Below are 19982 nucleotides of genomic sequence, written 5' to 3'. Positions count from 1 at the left end.
TGTCCATATGCCGTAAATACATAAGCTTATGACTTTAAATTTAAGCCGCGTACTGCGTTGACAGCCACGAAACAGGCTCATTAGTCTTCGCCCAATCTGAACAGAGGAAGACTCCCGTGGCCCTGAAAGTTTTATGGTATTTGAGCTTTGCCGACGGTACTTATCCGTGGTGCCCGGGCGGGTTATATCCGATTGATTTCGAGCGTTATCGAGCGCTGGCGCAAACCATAGAGCAGGGCGGGTTTTATGGGGCGCATGTTGCAACTTGGCCGAATGATCCCTTTATATCGGCCTCGTTTGCGGCCAGTTACACCCGGCGCATCAAGTTCCTGATTTCTTTTTATTCGCGCATGGTCCCGGCCAAGTTATTGGCCCAACAAGCGCTCACGTTTGACCAACTGACCCAGGGCCGGTTGTTGGTCAATCTGGTCAATGGGCGCGACAACATCATGCAGGGCTACGGCATTACCACCTCCCATGCCGACCGCTACACCCTGGGCATTGATTACTGGCGCAAGTTTGCTTTTTCGTATGCCCAGGGCAGCAAAACCTACTTCCCGAATACCCCGCTGGAAATCCACCCGCAGCAAAAAGACGGCGTGCAACTGTGGGGCACAGGGGATTCAACGGCGGGCGTGGATCACGCCGGCGAGTTGGTCAACGTGTACATGACCATGCTGCGAGAAGTTGAGGTCGTGAGCGAAAAGTTTCACAAGGCGCAGCAGGCGGCGCAGGCTGCAAAGCGCCAGTTCAGCGGGCTGGGCGCCTTGGTCAGCGTGGTTGTAAGGCCGACTGACAGCGAGGCGCTGGCGCACTTTTATGCGATGTTCGAAGCCACCGGCGTTGAGGTGCTGCGCGACAAAATAAACGAATCCATCGTGCGGCGCAGTGGCGGCAAGTTCAACTTTGCCAACTTTGTCGCCCCGGATGCCAAGCGTGCCGGTTGGCTTGCCCGGCTACGTCAGCGGCAACTGCCGACCCTCGAAGAATTGCGCCTGGAAAACAACCTGTACGCCGGGATTACAGCGTGGTCGACGCTGGATGTATTCGGGACTGGCTCATCGTCGGCGTACCTTGTCGGATCGCCCGACAGTATTGTGAATACACTGGGTATTTATCAACAAGAAGCCGGACTTAATGTCATCAGCCTGTCGGGTTGGCCCTTGCAAGAAGAAGCCGACTACGTGGCTAAGTTGCTGTTACCTCGACTTGTTTAATTAACAACTATTGATCTAAGGTGCTGCCAAAAGTTTATAAACACTTTTTTACAAGTGTTGGGAAACAAACACGTGTTCGGCAGTAGCGCTGTAACGCAACAGTCGCACTTACAACATTAAAACCCGAAACACCCGCAAATAAGGCACTTAGCCAGTTGGCACGTTCGCTGCAATAGCGTTGTCATCGTGAGATTGACTATGCCAATAGAAACTCGCCTATTTTCTATTCAGGTGGGGTAATAATTTGAAACGCGTGCACTTGGCTACTTCTGCTGTTAAACGGCATTCCTCCTTATTCGCTGTCAGCAGCGCCTTATTAACCCTTGCCCCGTTTGCCCTGGCCGATGACGCCAGCCCGAACGGCGAGCGACGTCTGGGCACGGTCACCGTGCAAGCCGCCCAACAAACCGAGGTGCAAGCGGCGAAAGCCAAACTCGACGAAGTGGCCGGCGGCACCAGCCTGGTCACTCAGGCGGAAGTCGAAAAGGGCCGCTCGGCCACCCTTGAAGACACTCTGGCCTATCAGCCGGGCGTGTATGCCCAGGCGGCGGGCGGCAACGATGCGATCAAGATCTCGATTCGTGGCTCCGGGGCTAACACCTCACCGGGGTATTTCCGGGAGGGCACCAAGTTCCTCTTTGACGGCCTGGCGCTGACCGGCGCGGGCGGTACGCCTTATGAGTTGCTCGACACCCAGGGCCTGAACTACACCGAAGTGCTGCGCGGGGCCAACGCCTTTGAATACGGCGCCTTGTCGTTGGGCGGCGCCATCAACTTTGTCACCAACACCGGCCGCACGGCACCGGGCACGCGCATCAAGGTCGAAGGCGGCAGTTTCGGCTGGGAAAAAGAGACCCTCAGCACCGGCGGTGTGGTGGGCGATGCCGACTACTTTGTCAGTGTCGACAACTCCAAGCGCGACGGCTTCCAGGACTTCACCTACACCAAGGCCAAAGGCATCGTCAGCAACTTCGGCTACCGCTTCAGCCCCAAACTGGAAACCCGCGTGTACCTGCGTTATCGCGAGGAATACCACGAAAACTCGGGCCAGCTGACCCTGGCGCAGTTGAAGAAAAAACCGTCACAAACCAACATCGCCACCCGTGATACGCGCGGCGATTCTACCAAGCTCGGCTCCACCTGGATCGGCAGCAAAACCACCTACACCTTTGACGATGACGCCAAGCTCGAAGCCGGGCTGGTGTACCACGACTACCCGCAGATTCTCAGCCGCAAAAGTACCGTTAACCCCAACTACTGGGATTGGCGCGACATCAACTATTCGCTTAATTACACCCGCACCGATCACCTGTTCGGCCTGTCCAGCACCAGCACGGCGGGCTGGACCAGCACCCAGCACATCAATGCTGGCGTGCGCACCTACAAAGGCAATAAAGACCTCGGCATCCTGCAAAAAGACGTGAAGTACGACGGTTCGTTTGACCACGTGTTCAGCCTCGGCAACGACCTGGGCCTGACCGACAACCTATACCTGTCTACCGGCGTGTCGGCGATCCAGATCAAGCGCAACGTCAAGGTCTCGTACAGCGACCGCCCCAACACCAGCGGCCTGCCGAGTGAGTACCTCTACGATGAGTGGCGGTTCGCCCCGCGTATTGGCCTGCGTTATTACATCGCCCCCGACGTGCAACTGTTCGGTAACGTCAGCCGCACCATCGACCCGCCAAGCTCCTGGTCGATTTCCGGCTCGGGCGTCACCACCAACTACACCAAGCCACTGGTGCCACAAACCGCCAACACCGTGGAGTTCGGCATCAAGGGCAAATACGGCATCTTCGACGGCAGCCTGGCGTTCTATAAGTCGTGGGTGAAAAACGAGCTGCTCAACGTGCAGGTGCTTCCGGCCACCGCCACCACGGCTGCCGTGGTGTCTACGTCCAACGCCACACCGACCATTCACCAAGGCATTGAAGCCGGCTTGAGCACTCGCCTGTGGGAAGGCGCCAATGGCGACACCCTGACCTGGCGTCAGGCGTACACCCTCAACGACTTCCACTACGAAAACGATCCGCTGTTCAAAAAGAACGAACTGCCGGGCTTGCCCAAGCACATCTACCAGGGCGAATTGCAGTACCAGTTTGCCAACGGTTTGTATGCCGGGGTCAACGTGCGCACCGCCTCCAGCACGGCCGTGGACTACGCCAACAGCTTCTACGCGCCGTCCTACACCCTGTGGGGCGCACGCTTTGGCTTCGACGATCCGGGCAAAACCTGGCAGGTGTACCTGGACCTGAAAAACCTCACCAACAAGGCCTACGTGACTGCCGTGGCACCGTCGTATGACGTGCAGGGCAAAGACACGGCGGTGCTGTACCCCGGTGATGGTTTCGGCGCCTTTACCGGCGTGACTTACAACTTCTAAGCCTGCGCGGCCAGCGTCGCGAAGTGCGCGGCGCTGGTGGAGGAAGCACATGACCCTGACCACAAGGCTTGCCCGCCTGGCGCTGATCGCCGGTATCGGGCTGCTGGGCGCCTGCAAACCGGCCAGCGAAGCGCCGCGCGCCATCGTCGTCAATGCCGATGCCAGCGCCAGCCAGCCCGATGACTACCGCGAAAGCAGCCCCGGCAAACCGGGCGGCACGCTGCGCCTGTCGACTTCATCCGACACCACCACGCTCGATTTGCACTCGATTTCCCACGGCAACACGCAATGGCTGGGGCGCATCCTGTTTGACTGCCTGGTGTACCAGGACGAGCAGGGCAACATCACCCCTTGGCTGGCCAAGTCCTGGGAGATTTCGCCAGATGGCAAGACCTACACCTTTCATCTTCGTGACGACGTGACGTACAGCGATGGCGAAAAATTCAACGCCCGCGCGCTACAGCTCAACCTCGAACACATGCGTGACCCCAAGACCAAATCACCGCTGGCGGCGGCCTACATCGCCCCGTACGTGGACGGTCGCATCATTGATGAGTACACCTTCGAAGCGCACCTGCGCGAACCCTATTCGCCGTTTCTCGATGTGCTGGCGCAGTCGTACCTGAGCATGCTGTCGCCGCGCCAGATCGTCGAGGCACCCAAATCCATTGCCGAACATCCCATCGGAACCGGGCCGTTTGTGCTCGAAAGCTATACGCGCGACCAAGGCCTGAACTTCGTCAAGCGCAAGGGCTACCACTGGGCACCCTAAGTCACCGGGCATCAGGGCGAGGCCTACCTCGACCGCCTGGAGGTGAGCATCGTGCCCGAGGCGATGATCCGCTATAGCTCGCTGGAGTCGGGGCAATCCGACTTTACCGTCGATGCGCCGGCGCAAAACGCCAAGGCCATTCGGCAAAACCCCGATTTGCACATCCGCAGCCTGATCCGCAAGGGCAACCCGTTTCGCAGCCTGCAGTTCAACACCGAGAAGTTCCCGTTTCAGGACGTGGTGGTGCGCCGTGCCGTGACTAAAGCGGTTGATCGCGATGGCATTGCCTGGATCGCCGGTTTTGGCGAGTACCAGCCGAAAAGCGATTTTCTGGCCAGCAACACGCGTTTCTACGACCCGGCCTACAAAGACGTGCTCAAGTACGACGTGGCCGAAGCTAACCGCCTGCTCGACAGCGCCGGTTGGGAGCAGCGCGACGCCGAAGGCTATCGGGTTAAAAATGGCCGGCGCCTGGCGGCCGAGTTGCTGACTTACGAAACCGGTGCCTACCCCAGCAGCATTGCCGTGGCGATTCAGGCGGACCTGAAAAAGGTCGGCTTCCAACTAACCATCGACATCGCGCCGCTGCCGCAAATCCTCGAAAAACGCTATGCCGGCAACTTTCAGGTCATCGCCGCGGGCTACTGGCACACCAACACCCCGGACGGCCTGTACATCCTCTACCACAGCAAATCCATCAGCACGCCGAGCTTTATCGGGCAGAACATCGGCAGTTTTCGCGACGAGCCACTGGACGTCGCCCTCAGCGCTGCACGGCAGACCACCGACCCGGTTGAGTTGCAAAAGCTCTACAGCATCGCCCAGCAACGCCTCACCGAAAACGTCCCGGCAGCGCCGGTGTACGAGAGCCACGTGCTGGTGGCCTACCGCAACGCGGTCAAGGGCTTGATCTTCGACACCTCGCACAACACTCCGATTTTCACCACGGTCTGGCTCGACCAGGAGGCCAAATGAACCCGCTGCGCCTGATCCTTCGTCGATTGTTGTCCGGCATTGGCGTGCTGTGGGGCGCGGCAACCCTGACCTTTCTGGCCATCAACTTGAGTGCGGGCGACCCGGCGATGGCTATTCTCGGCGGGCCGGGGGCCAACCCGAGCGCCGAGCTGATAGCCCAGGTGCGCGCTGAATATGGCCTCGACCAACCCTTGATCGTGCAATACGGCCAGTACCTGGGGCGCCTGGCCCAGGGTGATTTGGGCGACTCGTATAACTTGCGCAGGCCCGTGGGGCAGGTCATCAGCGGGCAACTCGGCGCCACCGTGCAACTGTCGCTGAGCGCTGCTGCTTTGGCGGTGCTGCTGGCCGTGGTGGTGGCGGTGCTCAGTGCCAACCGGGCGCCGTGGGTGCGCTCGCTGGTGTCGGGCACAGAACTGGTGCTGTCGTCAGCGCCGTCGTTCGTGATCGGCCTGGGGTTGCTGCTGGTGTTCGCGTTTGGCTGGCACCTGTTGCCGCCATCCGGCTCCAACAGCTGGCAAGCCTTGATCCTGCCCAGCGTGGCCCTGGCCTTGCCGGTGGCGGCGGTGCTCAGCCAGGTGTTGCGCCAGGAACTCGAAGACACCCTCGAACAGCCCTTTATCGCTATGGCCCGCGCCCGTGGTCTGTCTGAAACCGGGGTGCGCCTCAAGCACGCCTTACGCCATGCGCTGGTGCCGCTGGTGACCTTGTCCGGCTTTGTGTTTGCCAGCCTGCTGGGCGGGGCGGTGGTGATTGAACTGCTGTTCTCGCGCCAGGGCATCGGCCGCCTGATGCTCGACGCCGCCAACACCAAGGATGTGCCGCTGCTGCTGGGAATCACCCTGCTGGCGGCAGCGATTTATGTGGTCGTGAATTTTCTCGTCGACCTGATCAATCACCTGGTGGACCCGCGTGCGAAAGCCGTGTGACGCCATCTTTTCGCAAGGACTTGCCATGACCGACACCACTTCCTACCGCGCATTGAAGGCGCGTTTCCAACCGCTGTTCGACCAGATCGCGGCCGGGGCCATCGAGCGCGAGCAGCACCGCGAACTGGCCTTTGACGCCGTCAACCAACTGCGCGAGGCGGGCTTCACAGCGCTGCGTGTGCCCCAGGTTTTGGGCGGCGCGGGCGTCAGCTTGCCGGTGTTGTTCCAGCTGTTGATTGACCTGGCCGAAGCCGACTCCAACCTGCCGCAGATCGTGCGTGCGCATTTCGGTTTTGTAGAAGGGCGCTTGTCCAGCCGCGACGCCGCCTCGCAGGATTACTGGTTTGCCAAGGTGGTGGCCGGACAGTTGTGGGGCGCGGCCATGGCTGAGCGCAGTGACAGCAGCACCAATTCGGTGTCGCTGGCGCCCAACGACCCGCACAACGAAGACGCGGGCTGGGTGCTCAACGGCGAAAAATATTACTGCACCGGCACTATCTACGCCGATTGGGTGGCGGCGGTGGCGATGCACGACAAAGACTTTTTCAGCGTGGTGGTGGCCGTCGATGCGCCGGGCGTGACCCGTGAAGACGACTGGGACGGTTTCGGCCAGCGCCTGAGCGGCAGCGGCACCACGCGCTTCGACCAGGTCGCAGTGGCCCCAGAACACGTGCTGCGCCGTTTCAAACCCGGCGAGCTGCGCGCCGAATCGTACATCTCATCCTTTTACCAACTGTTCCATCTCGCCACGCTGGCCGGTATCGCCCGGGCCGCCTTGCGCGATGCCACGGCTTTTGTGCAGGGCCGCACCCGCGCGTTTGGCGTGCCGGGCCAGTCCAGCCCCAAGGATGACCCGCTGGTGCAGCGGGTGATCGGCCGCCTGTCGAGCCTGGCCTACGCCAGCGAAAGTCTGGTGCTGGCCACCGCCAACGTTCTGGAAGGCGTGCATCAGGCTGAACTGACCGACAGCGCGCAGGAAGCCGATTACGTCGACGCCGACATTCGCACCTTCCAGGCCCAGCAAGTGGTGCTGGAGCAAGTGCTCGAAGCCACCACGCTGTTGTTCGAAGTCGGCGGCGCCTCGGCCACCAGTCAGGCCCGCCGTCTTGACCGGCACTGGCGCAACGCCCGCACCCTGGCCTCGCACAACCCGGCCATCTACCGCGAGCGGGCGCTGGGCAATTACTACCTCAACGGCATCAGCCCCGGCGCGGCCTGGCGTGCCCTGCATGAGCAGGACAGCGCCCACGGCGCCACCCGCGATGAAGCCAGCGCGGTTTAAGCCCGCCATCAGGAGTTGCACATGAGCCAGTCCATCCACCCAGGCGCCGTTGCCAGCGTGATTCAGGCCGAGCCTTTGTTCGCCATGCAATCGCGCAGTACGCGGCGCTGGGCGATACGCCCGGGCCTCTTGCTGGCCGGGTTGTTCGTATTGCTGCTGTTGATCGCGGCCATCCAGCCGGGCTGGCTGGTGGCGGGCGACCCGCTCGACGCCAACTCGCGTCTGGCCTTTGGCGCCCCCAGCAGCCTGTTCTGGCTGGGCGCCGACGAAAACGGCCGCGACATCCTCACCCGGCTGGTCTACGCCGTGCGCCCGTCGCTGGTATTGGGCGTGGCCGCCACCGCGGTCGGCCTGCTGCTGGGTACTTTGCTGGGCCTGACGGCCGGGCTCGGCCCACGCTGGCTGGACGGCGCCGTCATGCGCGTGATCGACGTGTTGCTGGCGTTTCCCGACCTGTTGCTGGCGCTGGTGATCATCACCTTCTTCGGCCAGGGCCAGCTCAACATCATCCTCGCTATCGGCATCGCCAACGTGCCGCGTTATGCGCGCCTGGTGCGGGCGCAAACTCTGGTGGTGCGCGGCGCCGGTTACGTCGAAGCGGCCACCACCCTGGGGCTGCCCCGGCATTTGGTGATCTGGCGGCACGTGCTGCCCAACGCGATCAAACCGATTTTGATCCTGGCCACCATCGGCATTGGCGGCAACATCGTCAACGGCGCGGCCTTGAGCTTTCTGGGCTTTGGCGCCGCGCCGCCAGCGCCGGAGTGGGGCGGGATGCTCGCCATGGGCCGCAACTATTTGGCCAACGCCTGGTGGCTGGTCGCATGGCCCGCCCTGGCAATCACATTGACCGTGGTCTCGATCAGCGCGATCGGCCGCGAACTGTTGCGTCGCAGCGAAGGGAAACGGGCATGAGTACACAACCTCTGATCGATGTGCAAAACCTCTATGTGCGCTTTGGCGCGCACGCGGCGCCGACTCTCAAGGGCGTGAGCTTCCAGGTGCATCCCGGCGAGTGCCTGGCGCTGGTGGGCGAGTCCGGCTCGGGCAAAAGCGTGACCTCGCGCACCCTCGCCGGGCTCACCGGCGCCCGTGCCCAGGTTCAGGCCAGCACACTGGCGTTTGCCGGGCAGGACCTGCGTCAGTTCGATGAACGCACCTGGCGCAAAATACGCGGCGCGCAAATCGGCTTTGTCATGCAGGACGCCCTGGGCTCCCTCGACCCCTTGCGGCTGGTGGGCAAGGAAATCGCTGAACCGCTGCACCTGCACACCGACCTCGACCGGGCGCAGCGCGATGCCAAAGTCATCGAGCTGCTGCGTGCGGTGGGCGTGCCCGAGCCGGAATTACGCGCGCGCCAGTACCCGTATCAATTGTCCGGCGGCTTGCGCCAACGGGCGCTGATCGCTTCGGCCATCGCCTGCAACCCGCGTTTGCTGATCGCCGACGAACCCACCACGGCCCTCGACACCACGGTGCAGGCGCAGGTACTGACGTTGCTCGAATCCCTGCGCGGCGAGAGCACCGCGATGCTGATCGTCAGCCATGACTTGGCCGTGGTCTCGCGGCTGGCCAACCGGGTGGCGGTGATGCACAACGGCATCATCGTCGAGCAGGGCAACGTCGACGACGTGCTGCACGACCCGCAGCATCCCTACACCCAATACTTGCTGCGCACGGGCAGGGCGGTGCACTTTCGCCGCAACCAAAGCGCGGCGCGTACACCGCTGAGCATCGTCACGGCCAAGGCCGAGCAAACGCCGCCGCTGTTGCAGGTCAACGGTCTGAGCAAATCCTTCAAGGGGCCGGACGGCAAACAGCGCACCGTGGTCAACCAAGTGTCGCTGCAACTGCGCCGGGGCAAAACCTTGGGCATCGTTGGTGAATCCGGCTCGGGCAAAACCACCCTGACGCGGATGATCCTCGGTCTGGAAACCCCGGACAGCGGCGACATCCACATCAAGGGCCAGCCATGGCTGAGCCTGTCTGCGGCAGAAAAACGCCAACTGCGGCGCAGCATTCAAGTGGTGTTCCAGGACCCGCTCAGCTCCTTCGACCCGCGCTACAGCGTGCGCCGGGTGCTCAACGAAGCGCTGGAAGTGGCCGGGCACAAGCGCAGCGAATGGCCCCGGCGCGCGGAAGAATTGCTGGTGCTGGTCAAACTTGACGCGGCACTGCTGGAGCGCCGTCCGATTGAACTGTCGGGCGGCCAGCGTCAGCGCATCGCCATCGCCCGCGCCCTGGCGGCGCAGCCGCAGATACTGGTGTGTGACGAACCGGTGTCGGCGCTGGACGTCTCGGTGCAGGCGCAAATCCTCGAACTGCTCGACGACCTCAAACAGCGCCTGGGGCTGGCCTGCCTGTTCATCTCCCACGACCTGGGCGTGATCAACCACGTCAGCGACGACGTACTGGTCATGAAAGACGGCGTAGCCGTCGAAAGCGGGCGCGTGCGCGACGTCTTCGACCACCCGCAACACCCGTACACCCAAGCCCTGCTGGACGCCATCCCGCACCTGGAAAGCGGCCGCCGCATGGCCTTCGACTTCCTCAAGCTAGCCATTTAACCCTGATTCACGCCCTGTAGGAGCGAGCTTGTCTCGCGATCTTTTGATCTGGCTTGTGCCATGCCGTAAGGGCGAAACCGTGCAAAACGTATCCTCACCGAGAACCCCTGAGTGACCATCGCCCAAACCCTCCCGCACACGCGCCCGTTATCGCGGCGCGTGCCGATGATCATTGGCTGTGCGCTGTGCATGGAACTGATCGACTCCACCGTCGTCATGACCGCCTTGCCGCAAATGGCCAGCGACTTTGGCGCGCCGAGCATCCGCATGAACCTGGTGGTTTCGCTCTACATGCTCGGGGCTGCGCTGTGTGTGCCGGTCAGCGGCTGGGTGGCCGACCGCTACGGGCCGCGTCGATTATTCGTGATCGCCATCTCGCTGTTTATCACCTCATCGCTGGCCTGCGCTGCTTCCAACTCACTGCTGCAACTGTGCCTGGCGCGCATGCTGCAGGGCGCGGCGGGGGCGATGATGGTGCCCGTGGGGCAGTTGATTTTATTGCGCTGGTCACCCCGTGAAGACCTGCTGCGCAACCTGTCGTACCTGACCATCCCGGCGTTGATCGGCCCCATGCTCGGCCCGCCGTTGGGCGGCCTGATGGTCACCTATTGGTCGTGGCACTGGATCTTCCTGATCAATGTGCCCATCGGTGTGGTCGGCATCGTGCTGGTGCTGCGCCATGTGCCGTACTACCCCGGCGTGCGTGAGCAGGGGCTGGATGTACGCGGGCTGGCACTGAGCGCGGTGGCCATGGCGGCGCTGGTGTTCGGCTTTGAAGCGCTGGGGCACGGCCTGTTGCCGCACCTGTGGGTGGCGCTGATGATCGCCGTCGGCCTGCTCTGCGGCGCGTTATACATCCGCCATGCACAACGCTGCGCCGAGCCGCTGCTGGACCTCAAACTGCTGCGCATCCCCAGCTACGGCATCAGCTTCTGGGGCGGCAACCTGCTGCGTCTGGGCACCTCATCGTTACCGTTTTTGCTGGTGCTGATGTTCCAGCTGTGTTTTGGCCTGAGCCCGTTGCACGCCGGGCTGCTGACCTTGGCCGGAGGCGCCGGGGCCTTTGCGATGAAACTGCTGGCCGTACGCGTGGTGCGCCGTTACGGCATCCGCCGCACGCTGGTGATCAACGCCGTGTTAACCGGCCTGACCCTGGCCTCATGCGCGAGCTTTACCGACGCCACACCCTATAGCGTCATCGTGTTGATGCTGTTTGGCAGCGGGGTCATTCGCTCATTGCAATACAGCACCCTCGGCGCGCTGACCTACGCCGACGTCCCTGCCGCACTGAGCAGCCGCGCCAGCAGCCTCTCGGCCATGACCGTGCAATTGAGCATGAGCCTGTCGGTGGGCCTGATGGCCTCACTGCTGGGCGTGTTGATGAGCCTGCGCGGGCACAGCGTGCCGCAAACCAGCGATGTTGCCGCCATGCTGGTTTTGTGCGGTATCGCCTGCATGGCCTCGGCGCTGGTATTCCGCCGCCTCGCCGCCGGGGCAGGCGAAGCCGTCTACTGATACCCCCAACCCCCCTGTAGGAGCGAGCTTGCCTCGCGATCTTTTGATCGTTTAAAAGATCGCGAGGCAAGCTCGCTCCTACAGGGGTAGTTGTTTTCAGCCCAACAACCCGCGCCCGGCCAGGTTCTTCATCAGGTCGCCCACGCCGAACGTCCAGCGCGGGGCCTGGTCGCTGGTGGTTACGCGGTTGTGCAGGGCGCCCAAGGTGGTGGAGGCAATGCTCACCACATCGCCCGGTTTGTGGGTGAACCCTTGGCCGGGATGGTCGCGGTCGTCGGTGGGGGCAAACAGGGTGCCGAGGAACAGCACGAAGCCGTCCGGGTATTGGTGGTTTTCGTTGAGGGTTTGCGCGGCGAGGTCGGCCGGGTCGCGGCTGATTTGGTTCATCGAGCTTTTGCCGTTGAGCACGTAGCCGTCTTGGCCTTCAACCCGCAAGGTCACTTCGCAGTTGCGCACGTCGTCGAGGCTGAAATGTTCGTCGAACAGGCGGATAAACGGCCCCAGGGCGCACGAGGCGTTGTTGTCTTTGGCCTTGCTCAGCAGCAGCGCGCTGCGGCCTTCGAAGTCGCGCAGGTTGACGTCGTTGCCCAACGTCGCGCCATGGATGCGGCCCTGGCTGTCGACGGCCAGTACCACTTCGGGCTCAGGGTTGTTCCAGCTGGAGCCGGGGTGGATGCCAATCGCGTTGCCGCTGCCGACGGCGGCCAAAATCGGCGCCTTGGTGAAAATTTCGGCGTCCGGGCCGATGCCGACTTCCAGGTACTGCGACCACATTTTCTGTTCGATCAGCACCTGCTTGAGGCGCATGGCTTCGGGCGAGCCGGGTTTGAGGTCGCGCAGGTTGTCGCCGATGGCCGCTTGCACCAGGGCGCGGATTTCTTCGGCGCGCAGGGCATCGCCACCGGCTTTTTCTTCGATCACTCGTTCGATCATGCTGGAGGCAAACGTCACGCCTGCGGCCTTGATCACTTGCAGGTCGGTTGGGGCCAGCAGGTAAGGTTTTGCCGGGTCGCGCTGTTCGCCGCTGTTGGCCAGCAACGCCTCGATCGAGCCCAGCGATGTGCCACTGATTTCGCGCACAGCTTGCAAAGGTTGATCATGGTCGAGCAACAGGCTGAGGGTCGCGAAGTGCGCACTGCAGTCGATCACTTCACCGTCACGAATCACCACCACGGCCGGGCCGCCGCGTTCGCCGGGGAGCCACACGCGACCGACCAGGGTTGCCCGTTGCCAGTCGTGCGGCAGGGAGTTTTCTATGTTCAATTGCAGCGTGTTCATGGGGGCAATCCTCGAATTTTGGGCGAACGTGTCCTGTAGGAGCGAGCTTGCCTCGCGATCTTTCAAGATCAAAAGATCGCGAGACGAGCTCGCTCCTACAAAGGGAGCTGAGCGTTAGTGAGAGTGGCGCGGCGGGCCGTTTTCCGGGATGACGCGCCAGTACAGGGTGGCCGGTTCCAGGCAGCCGCCGGTGGACAACTGGCCGACCAGTTGGCGGTACAGTTCCTGCCACGGGGTTTGCGACGGGGCCAGCGGTGGCAGCGGTTCTTTGCGGCGTTCGTCGAGTTCGGCTTCGTCCACCAGCAGGTTGACGCTGCGCGCATTGAGATCGACGCGCAGGCGGTCACCAGTGCGCAGCAATGACAAGCCGCCGCCCACCGCCGATTCCGGGGACATGTTGAGGATCGACGGGCTGGCCGAGGTGCCGCTCTGGCGACCGTCGCCCATGCATGGCAACGAGTCGATACCGGCCTTGATCATGGCGGACGGCGGGGTCATGTTGACCACCTCGCCACTGCCGGGGAAGCCCACAGTGCCGCAGCCGCGAATCACCAGAATGCAGCGCTCGTCGATGTCCAGTGACGGGTCGTTGATCCGCGCCTGATAGTCTTCCGGGCCTTCAAAGACGATGGCCCGCGCTTCAAAACTGTTGGGCCGCTCGGGGTCGCTGAGGTAGGTGCTGCGGAACGCCTCACCGACCACTGACATCTTCATGATCGCGCTGTCGAAGAAGTTGCCGCTGAGCACGATAAAGCCTGCGCGGTGCATCAACGGGTCTTCGTAGGAGCGGATCACGTCGCGGTCGCCGGTCACACAATCGGCCACCACTTCGCCCATCTTGCGGCCGCTCACGGTCAGGCAATCGCGGTGCAGGCGGCCGACTTTGTCCAGTTCGTGCATCACCGCCGGCACGCCGCCCGCTCGGTGGAAGCTTTCGCCCAGGTATTCACCGGCCGGCATGCAGTTAACCAGCAACGGCACGTCTTCGCCGACGCGCTGCCAGTCGTCCAGCGACAGGTCGATGCCACTGTGGCGGGCGATGGCGATCAGGTGCGGCGGGCAGTTGGTGGAGGCGCCGAGGGCCGAGGCCACGGCGATGGCGTTTTCGAAGGCGGCGTGGGTCATGATCTGCGACGGGCGCACGTCTTCGCGTACCAGATCGACAATGCGCATGCCGGTGGCATAAGCCATTTGCCCGCGCTCGCGGTACGGCGCCGGAATGCTCGCGCAACCCGGCAACGACATGCCCAACGCTTCGGCCAGCGCGTTCATCGACAGCGCGGTGCCCATGGTGTTGCAGTGGCCCACCGAGGGCGACGAGGCGGTGGTCAGGGTCATGAACCCTTCGTAGTCGATCTCGCCCGCGCTGAGCAAATTGCGCGCATGCCACAGTACCGTGCCGGAGCCGATGCGCTGGCCTTTGTGCCAACCGTCGAGCATCGGCCCGCCGGACAGCACAATGGACGGCAAGTCGGTGGTGGCGGCGGCCATCAGGCACGCCGGGGTGGTTTTGTCGCAGCCGGTGGTCAGCACCACGCCATCCAGCGGGTAGCCGTGCAGCACTTCAACCAGGCCCAGATAGGCCAGGTTGCGGTCCAGTGCGGCGGTCGGGCGGCGTGACTGTTCGGCAATCGGGTGTACCGGGAATTCCATCGGGATCCCGCCGGCATCGCGGATGCCATCCTTGACCCGCTTGGCCAGTTCAATGTGATGACGATTGCACGGGGTCAGGTCGCTGCCGGTCTGGGCGATGCCGATAATCGGCCGCCCCGATTGCAGCTCGGCGCGGGTCAGGCCCTGGTTCATGTAGCGCTCAACGTACAGCGCGGTGAGGTCAGCATGGCTGGGATCATCGAACCATAACTGGCTGCGCAGGCGGCGTGGGGTGGATTCGGTCATGGCAGGCTCCAGCAAATTATTTTTATTCAGGCAAAGTGTTGTTGCGGCGTAATTGGCGGATCAATCCGGCGTGATCAAGCTCGCCGTCACCGGCCTCGACCATGGCTGCAAACAGCCCGTCGACGAGGCTGGCCACCGGCAGCGACAAGCCGAGCTTGTGCGCCTGGGCGAGGGCGGTGCGGGTGTCTTTGAGTTGCCATTTGGCCGGGCCACCGGGGGTGAAGTCGTTGGTCAGCATGCGCTGACCGTGTTGACGCCAGATCGGTGAATCGACAAAACCGCCCATCAAGGCTTCATGCACCTTGGACGGGTCGGCGCCGCCGCGCTCGGCCAGCAGCAGGCCTTCGGCGACGGTGGCGATGGTGCTGGCCACGATCAATTGATTGACCAGTTTTGACAGCTCGCCGGTGCCGGCCGGGCCGACATGCACCGGGCGGCCCATGGCCGCCAGTACGGCGCGGCCTTGTTCAAAGGCGGCGGTTTCGCCACCGACCATAATTGCCAGGCTCGCTTCAAGGGCCCCGCGCTCGCCCCCCGACACCGGGGCGTCGAGGTAGCGCAAGCCAAGTTCGGCGCTCAGCCGGGCGTGTTCGACGGCGGTGTCGACCGGGATCGAACTCATCACCACCACCAGCGCGCCCGGCGCCAGAGCCTTGGCGGCGCCGTTTTCACCAAACAGCACCTCGTCACAGGTCCGGCCATCGCTGAGCATGCAGATCAGCACCTGAGCGCCTTCGGCCGCCTCGGCCGGGGTGGCAAACACCTCGGCGCCCTGGGCGGACAATTCCTCGGCCTTGGCCGCCGAGCGGTTCCAGGCCCGTACCGGGTAGCCGGCGTGCAACAGGTTGCGGGCCATGGGCTTGCCCATGATCCCGGTGCCAATAAACGCTACGGTTTGCAGGCTCATGCCTTGCCTCCTAAGGTTGCAGAGGTTGCGCCGGCTGCGTTGCCCAGCGACACCTTGTTACGTGGCATCAACACCATGCCCAGACCACCGGCGCCGACCAGTGCGGCAATCACCAGGAAGCCCGGGGTGTAGCTGCCGGTCACGTTGAACAGGTAACCGGTCAGGTAAGGGCCAATAAAGCCGCTGAGGTTACCGATGGAGTTGATCAGGCCAATCCCGGCTGCAGCTCCAAGGCCGGTGAGCACTTGCCCTGGCACGGCCCAGAACACGTTGATCGCGCTGTAAACGCCCATGGCCAGCAGGATGAAGCCGATCACGATGATCCATGGCTGGTTCAGCCACAGCGCCACGGCGATGGACACAGCAGCGAGCATGGCGGCACCACCGGCGTGCCAGTGACGTTCTTGCAGGCGGTCCGAACGACGGCTCCACCAGATCATGGCAACAGCGGCCAAGGCGTAAGGAATGGCGGTGATCAGGCCGTTTTGCATCAGGCCGATTTCCAGCCCGAACGAGCCACGGAACGAGGCCAGTACGGTGGGCATAAAGAAGTTCATGGCGTTGGAGCCCGAGGTGATGCCGAAGTACACCAGCGCCAGCAGCCATACCTGACGGCTGGACAACGCCTTGCGGATCATCTCCCATTTGCTCGGTTGAATGCCCACGACCAGCGGTTTGTTGCGCTCTTCATGCTCCAGGGTGTTGATCAGCCAGTTGCGCTGCGCATCGGTCAGCCAGTGGGCCTGACGCGGATGGTCGGTGAGGTAGAAGTAGCAGACCACGCCGAGAATTACCGCCGGTACAGCTTCGACGATGTACATCAAGCGCCAGCCGACGAAGCCCAGTGCGTCGCCCATTTCCATCAGGCCCACCGACAGTGGCGCGCCGATGACCTGTGCGATGGGTACGCCGAGGTAAAAGGTGGCGATCATGCGGGCCCGGTAGCGGCTCGGGAACCACAGCGACAGCAGGTAAATCACCCCCGGGAAGAACCCGGCTTCAGCGATGCCCAGCAGAAAACGCAGTGAGACAAAGTGCACCGGCGTCTGCAAAAAGCCCATGGCCCCGGCGATGATGCCCCAGGTCACCATGATCCGGGCGATCCACACGCGGGCGCCGTAGCGGTGCAGCAAGACGTTGCTCGGCACTTCGAAAATGAAGTAGCCGAGGAAGAAAATACCAGCACCCAGGCCATACAGGGTTTGGCTGATACCGATGTCGTCGTTCATGCGCAGGGCGGCGAAACCGACGTTGTTGCGGTCCAGAAAGGCGACCACAAACAGCAGGATCAGAAAGGGGATCATGCGCTTGGTGACGCGCTTGATCGTTTGTTGCTCGATGTCAGTGACATCCGGAAGCGGGGTGGTGGTCATTTCGCACGGCCTCAATTTTTTATTGTTGTTTTTCTGTAGGAGCGAGCTTGCCTCGCGATCTTTTAAACGATCAAAAGATCGCGAGGCAAGCTCGCTCCTACAGGGGTGTTTACTGTGCAGTATCTTCTATGTGCGCACGCACGATGGCGTCGAAGTCCGGGTCGGCGGTAAAGCCCAGTGCACGGGCACGTGGGGCTTCTACCTTGCTTGGCCAGCTTTCGACAATACGCTGGATGGTTGCATCCGGCTCCCAGCGAATCAGTTGCGTGGCTTTATCACCGGCCACCCGTTGCAGCGCCGCCACCATGTCGGCCACGGTGGTGGTCACGCCCGGCAGCGGGATGATGCGCTCGCCGCCCAGGGTTTGCGGCGACAGGGTCATGCCCAACAACATCGACTCGACAATGCGCCGTGGCGAGGTCAGGTACACGCGGGTGTCGGGGCGCACCGGGCATACGGCAGGCAGGCCCACCAGCGGCTCGCGGATGATCGAGCTAAAAAAGGTCGACGCGGCTTTGTTCGGTTTGCCGGGGCGCACCGCCACGGTCGGCAGGCGCAACACGCGGCCATCCACAAAGCCTTTGCGGGCGTAGTCGGCCACCAGCAATTCACCCACGGCTTTTTGCATGCCATAGGACGATTGCGGGGTGAGCACGGTGTCGTCGTCCACCACGTCCGGCAGCTTGCCGCCGAACACTGCGAAGCCGCTGGCGTACACCAGACGCGGCGCGGTGCCTTGCTTGCGCAGGGTTTCGAGAAGCAGCATCAGGCCGTGCAAATTCACCTGCATGCCCAAGTCAAAATCCGCCTCGGCGGCCGAGCTGACCACTGCCGCCAGGTGCCACACCAGGTCCACGCCATCGGTGACACGGGCGATCACTTCAGGGTCGGCAACATCGCCGGTCACCAGCTCAATGCGCGGGTCATTGGGTACGTCTTCACCGGCAAAGGCGTCGAACAGCACGATGCGTTCGATGGTGCGCGGTGCTTCGCCTTCCAGCGTCAGGGTGTTCAAATCTGCCAGGCGTTGAGCCAGTTGCTTGCCGATAAAGCCGGTACCGCCAGTGATGAGGATGCGCATGTGAAGCTCCTGTTTCTTATAGTTGTTTGAGCGGTGTAATCAGTCGGCTTGCACCGTGCGTTGCTGCTGTTCGCCCAGCCCTTCGATGCCCAGGCGCATCTGCTGGCCGGCGCGCAGGTACACCGGCTCAGGCTTGACCCCAAGGCCCACGCCCGGCGGCGTGCCGGTAGAAATCACATCGCCCGGTTGCAGCGACATGCAGCGGCTCAGGTAGGCAATCAGCGCCGGGACCTGGAACACCATGGTGTTGGTATTGCCGTTCTGGTAGCGCTGTCCGTCGACCTCAAGCCACAGCTTGAGTTGGTGCGGGTCGCGGATCTCGTCACGGGTCACCAGCCATGGGCCAATCGGGCCGAAGGTGTCAAAACCCTTGCCTTTGTCCCAGGTGCCGCCGCGTTCCAGTTGCCATTCACGCTCGGACACATCGTTGATCACGCAGTAACCGGCGACGTGGTCCAGGGCGTTGCTTTCGTCGATGTAGCGGCCGCCTTTGCCGATGACTACACCCAGCTCGACTTCCCAGTCAGTCTTGACCGAGCCGCGGGGGATTTCGACGTCATCATTGGGGCCGCAAATGGCGCTGGTCCACTTGTTGAAAACCACCGGCTCCGACGGCACGGCCAGCCCGGATTCAGCGGCGTGGTCGGCGTAGTTAAGGCCGATGCAAATGAACTTGCCGACCTGCCCGACGCAGGCGCCGATACGCGGTGAGCCGTTGACCAGCGGCAGGCTGGCCGGGTCGATTTTACTCAGGGCTTGCAGGCTTGCAGGCTCCAGCGCCTTGCCGGCGACATCGGCGATGTGCGCCGACAAATCACGGATATTGCCTTGGGCATCCAGCAGACCGGGTTTTTCCTGACCTTTTTCGCCGTAGCGCAGCAGTTTCATAAAAGCTCCTGTATCGAATTAAAAACCTGACCTTCTGTAGGAGCGAGCTTGCCTCGCGATCTTTTGATCTTTTAAAAGCTCGCGAGGCAAGCTCGCTCCTACAGTGGGAATTAGTTGCTCATCCCGCCATCAATAATCTGCGTGGTGCCAGTGGTGTAGCTGCTGGCATCGCTGGCCAGGTACACCACCAACTGGGCGATTTCTTCGGCGCTGCCGATGCGGCCCATGGGCTGGCGAGCCACGAACGCTTGATACACCTCTGCCTCCGAACGCCCTTGCTCACGGGCCTGTTCGGCAATGCGCTGGCGCAGCGAAGGTGAATCTACCGTGCCTGGGCATATGGCGTTACAACGAATGCCTTGACTGATGTAATCGGTCGCCACCGATTTGGTCAAGCCAATCACCGCCGCTTTGCTGGCGGTGTAGGCAAAACGGTTCGGTACGCCCTTCACGCTGGACGCCACCGAGGCCATGTTGATGATCGAGCCGCCACCGTTTTCCAGCATGCCCGGCAAGAACGCACGGATCATCCGGTACATGGCGGTGACGTTGAGGTCGAATGAGAATTGCCAGGCGCTGTCGTCGCACTCCAGCAGCGCGCCGCTGTGCACGTAGCCTGCGCAGTTGAACAGCACGTCGAGGGTGCCGACTTGCTGGCGAATGGCGTCGATGGCTGCCGGTTGCGTGACGTCCAGCGATAACGCCTGAATACCGGGAATGTCGTGCAAGGCATCGACGTTCAAGTCAGTGGCGATGACCGTGGCGCCTGCATCGCGCAAGGCCAGTACCGAGGCGCGACCAATACCGTTTGCCGCCGCGGTAATCAAAACGCGTTTGTTGGCGAGGTTCATGAGTGCGGATCCATTGTTCTTATGGGGCCAACACTAATGTTGCGCTGCGATAATCGCCAATGAGA

General features: G+C 62.5%; 14 protein-coding genes and 1 pseudogene. 8 read left to right on the top strand and 7 right to left on the bottom strand.

From position 1 onward, the window contains the following. Nucleotides 1-116 precede the first annotated feature (116 nt). The 8 genes and pseudogenes from TU84_RS16380 to TU84_RS16345 all read left to right on the top strand — a co-directional run bounded on the left by TU84_RS16380 (nt 117) and on the right by TU84_RS16345 (nt 11640). On the top strand, nt 117-1217 hold the full coding sequence (locus TU84_RS16380) for an LLM class flavin-dependent oxidoreductase (protein WP_048370737.1): 1101 nt from the start codon (nt 117-119) through the stop codon (nt 1215-1217). 253 nt (nt 1218-1470) lie between these two features. Beyond that, on the top strand, nt 1471-3600 hold the full coding sequence (locus TU84_RS16375; RefSeq protein WP_241486414.1) for a TonB-dependent receptor family protein: 2130 nt from the start codon (nt 1471-1473) through the stop codon (nt 3598-3600). A gap of 49 nt (nt 3601-3649) precedes the next feature. After that, nucleotides 3650-5347: pseudogene (locus TU84_RS16370) on the top strand (ABC transporter substrate-binding protein). Next, nucleotides 5344-6276 (top strand): ABC transporter permease, encoded by a 933-nt coding sequence (locus TU84_RS16365; RefSeq protein ID WP_048370734.1) that lies wholly within the window; start codon nt 5344-5346, stop codon nt 6274-6276. Before TU84_RS16370 ends, TU84_RS16365 begins: the two are co-directional and overlap by 4 nt. Before the next feature lie 25 nt (nt 6277-6301). Beyond that, a complete protein-coding gene (locus TU84_RS16360; RefSeq protein ID WP_048370732.1) occupies nt 6302-7558 on the top strand; it encodes an acyl-CoA dehydrogenase family protein in 1257 nt (418 codons plus the stop codon). Nucleotides 7559-7642: 84 nt separating this feature from the next. Then, on the top strand, nt 7643-8473 hold the full coding sequence (locus TU84_RS16355; protein ID WP_048370823.1) for an ABC transporter permease: 831 nt from the start codon (nt 7643-7645) through the stop codon (nt 8471-8473). Then, the gene (locus TU84_RS16350; protein WP_048370730.1) at nt 8470-10125 is read left to right on the top strand and encodes a dipeptide ABC transporter ATP-binding protein; all 1656 of its coding nucleotides are present in this window, start codon (nt 8470-8472) and stop codon (nt 10123-10125) included. The genes TU84_RS16355 and TU84_RS16350 overlap by 4 nt, the downstream gene beginning before the upstream one ends. A 165-nt stretch (nt 10126-10290) precedes the next feature. Next, nucleotides 10291-11640: an MFS transporter gene (locus tag TU84_RS16345; protein ID WP_048370821.1), complete on the top strand. Its 1350-nt coding sequence runs from the start codon at nt 10291-10293 to the stop codon at nt 11638-11640. A gap of 96 nt (nt 11641-11736) precedes the next feature. Here TU84_RS16345 and TU84_RS16340 read toward each other — a convergent pair whose 3' ends face one another. The 7 genes from TU84_RS16340 to TU84_RS16310 form a co-directional block, all read right to left on the bottom strand. Further along, nucleotides 11737-12918 carry a fumarylacetoacetate hydrolase family protein gene (locus TU84_RS16340; RefSeq protein ID WP_048370728.1) on the bottom strand — a complete coding sequence of 394 codons (1182 nt, stop codon included), beginning with the start codon at nt 12916-12918 and terminating at the stop codon, nt 11737-11739. Nucleotides 12919-13032: 114 nt separating this feature from the next. Then, nucleotides 13033-14817 (bottom strand): IlvD/Edd family dehydratase, encoded by a 1785-nt coding sequence (locus tag TU84_RS16335; RefSeq protein ID WP_048370726.1) that lies wholly within the window; start codon nt 14815-14817, stop codon nt 13033-13035. 22 nt (nt 14818-14839) lie between these two features. Then, the gene (locus tag TU84_RS16330) at nt 14840-15724 is read right to left on the bottom strand and encodes an NAD(P)-dependent oxidoreductase (RefSeq protein ID WP_048370724.1); all 885 of its coding nucleotides are present in this window, start codon (nt 15722-15724) and stop codon (nt 14840-14842) included. Then, on the bottom strand, nt 15721-17097 hold the full coding sequence (locus TU84_RS16325) for an MFS transporter (protein ID WP_048370722.1): 1377 nt from the start codon (nt 17095-17097) through the stop codon (nt 15721-15723). The genes TU84_RS16330 and TU84_RS16325 overlap by 4 nt, the downstream gene beginning before the upstream one ends. A 109-nt stretch (nt 17098-17206) precedes the next feature. Then, entirely contained in the window at nt 17207-18178 is a 972-nt protein-coding gene (gene denD, locus TU84_RS16320) for a D-erythronate dehydrogenase (protein WP_048370719.1), read from the bottom strand. Between the two features lie 39 nt (nt 18179-18217). Continuing rightward, nucleotides 18218-19066: an ureidoglycolate lyase gene (locus tag TU84_RS16315; protein WP_048370717.1), complete on the bottom strand. Its 849-nt coding sequence runs from the start codon at nt 19064-19066 to the stop codon at nt 18218-18220. A 110-nt stretch (nt 19067-19176) separates the two neighbouring features. After that, entirely contained in the window at nt 19177-19917 is a 741-nt protein-coding gene (locus tag TU84_RS16310; RefSeq protein WP_048370715.1) for an SDR family oxidoreductase, read from the bottom strand. Nucleotides 19918-19982: the final 65 nt, after the last annotated feature.

It is taken from the genome of Pseudomonas helleri, from assembly GCF_001043025.1.
Classification (GTDB): Bacteria; Pseudomonadota; Gammaproteobacteria; order Pseudomonadales; family Pseudomonadaceae; genus Aquipseudomonas; species Aquipseudomonas helleri.
Note: the sequence above shows the minus strand (reverse complement) of the source record. Positions and strands in the feature narration are given on the sequence as shown.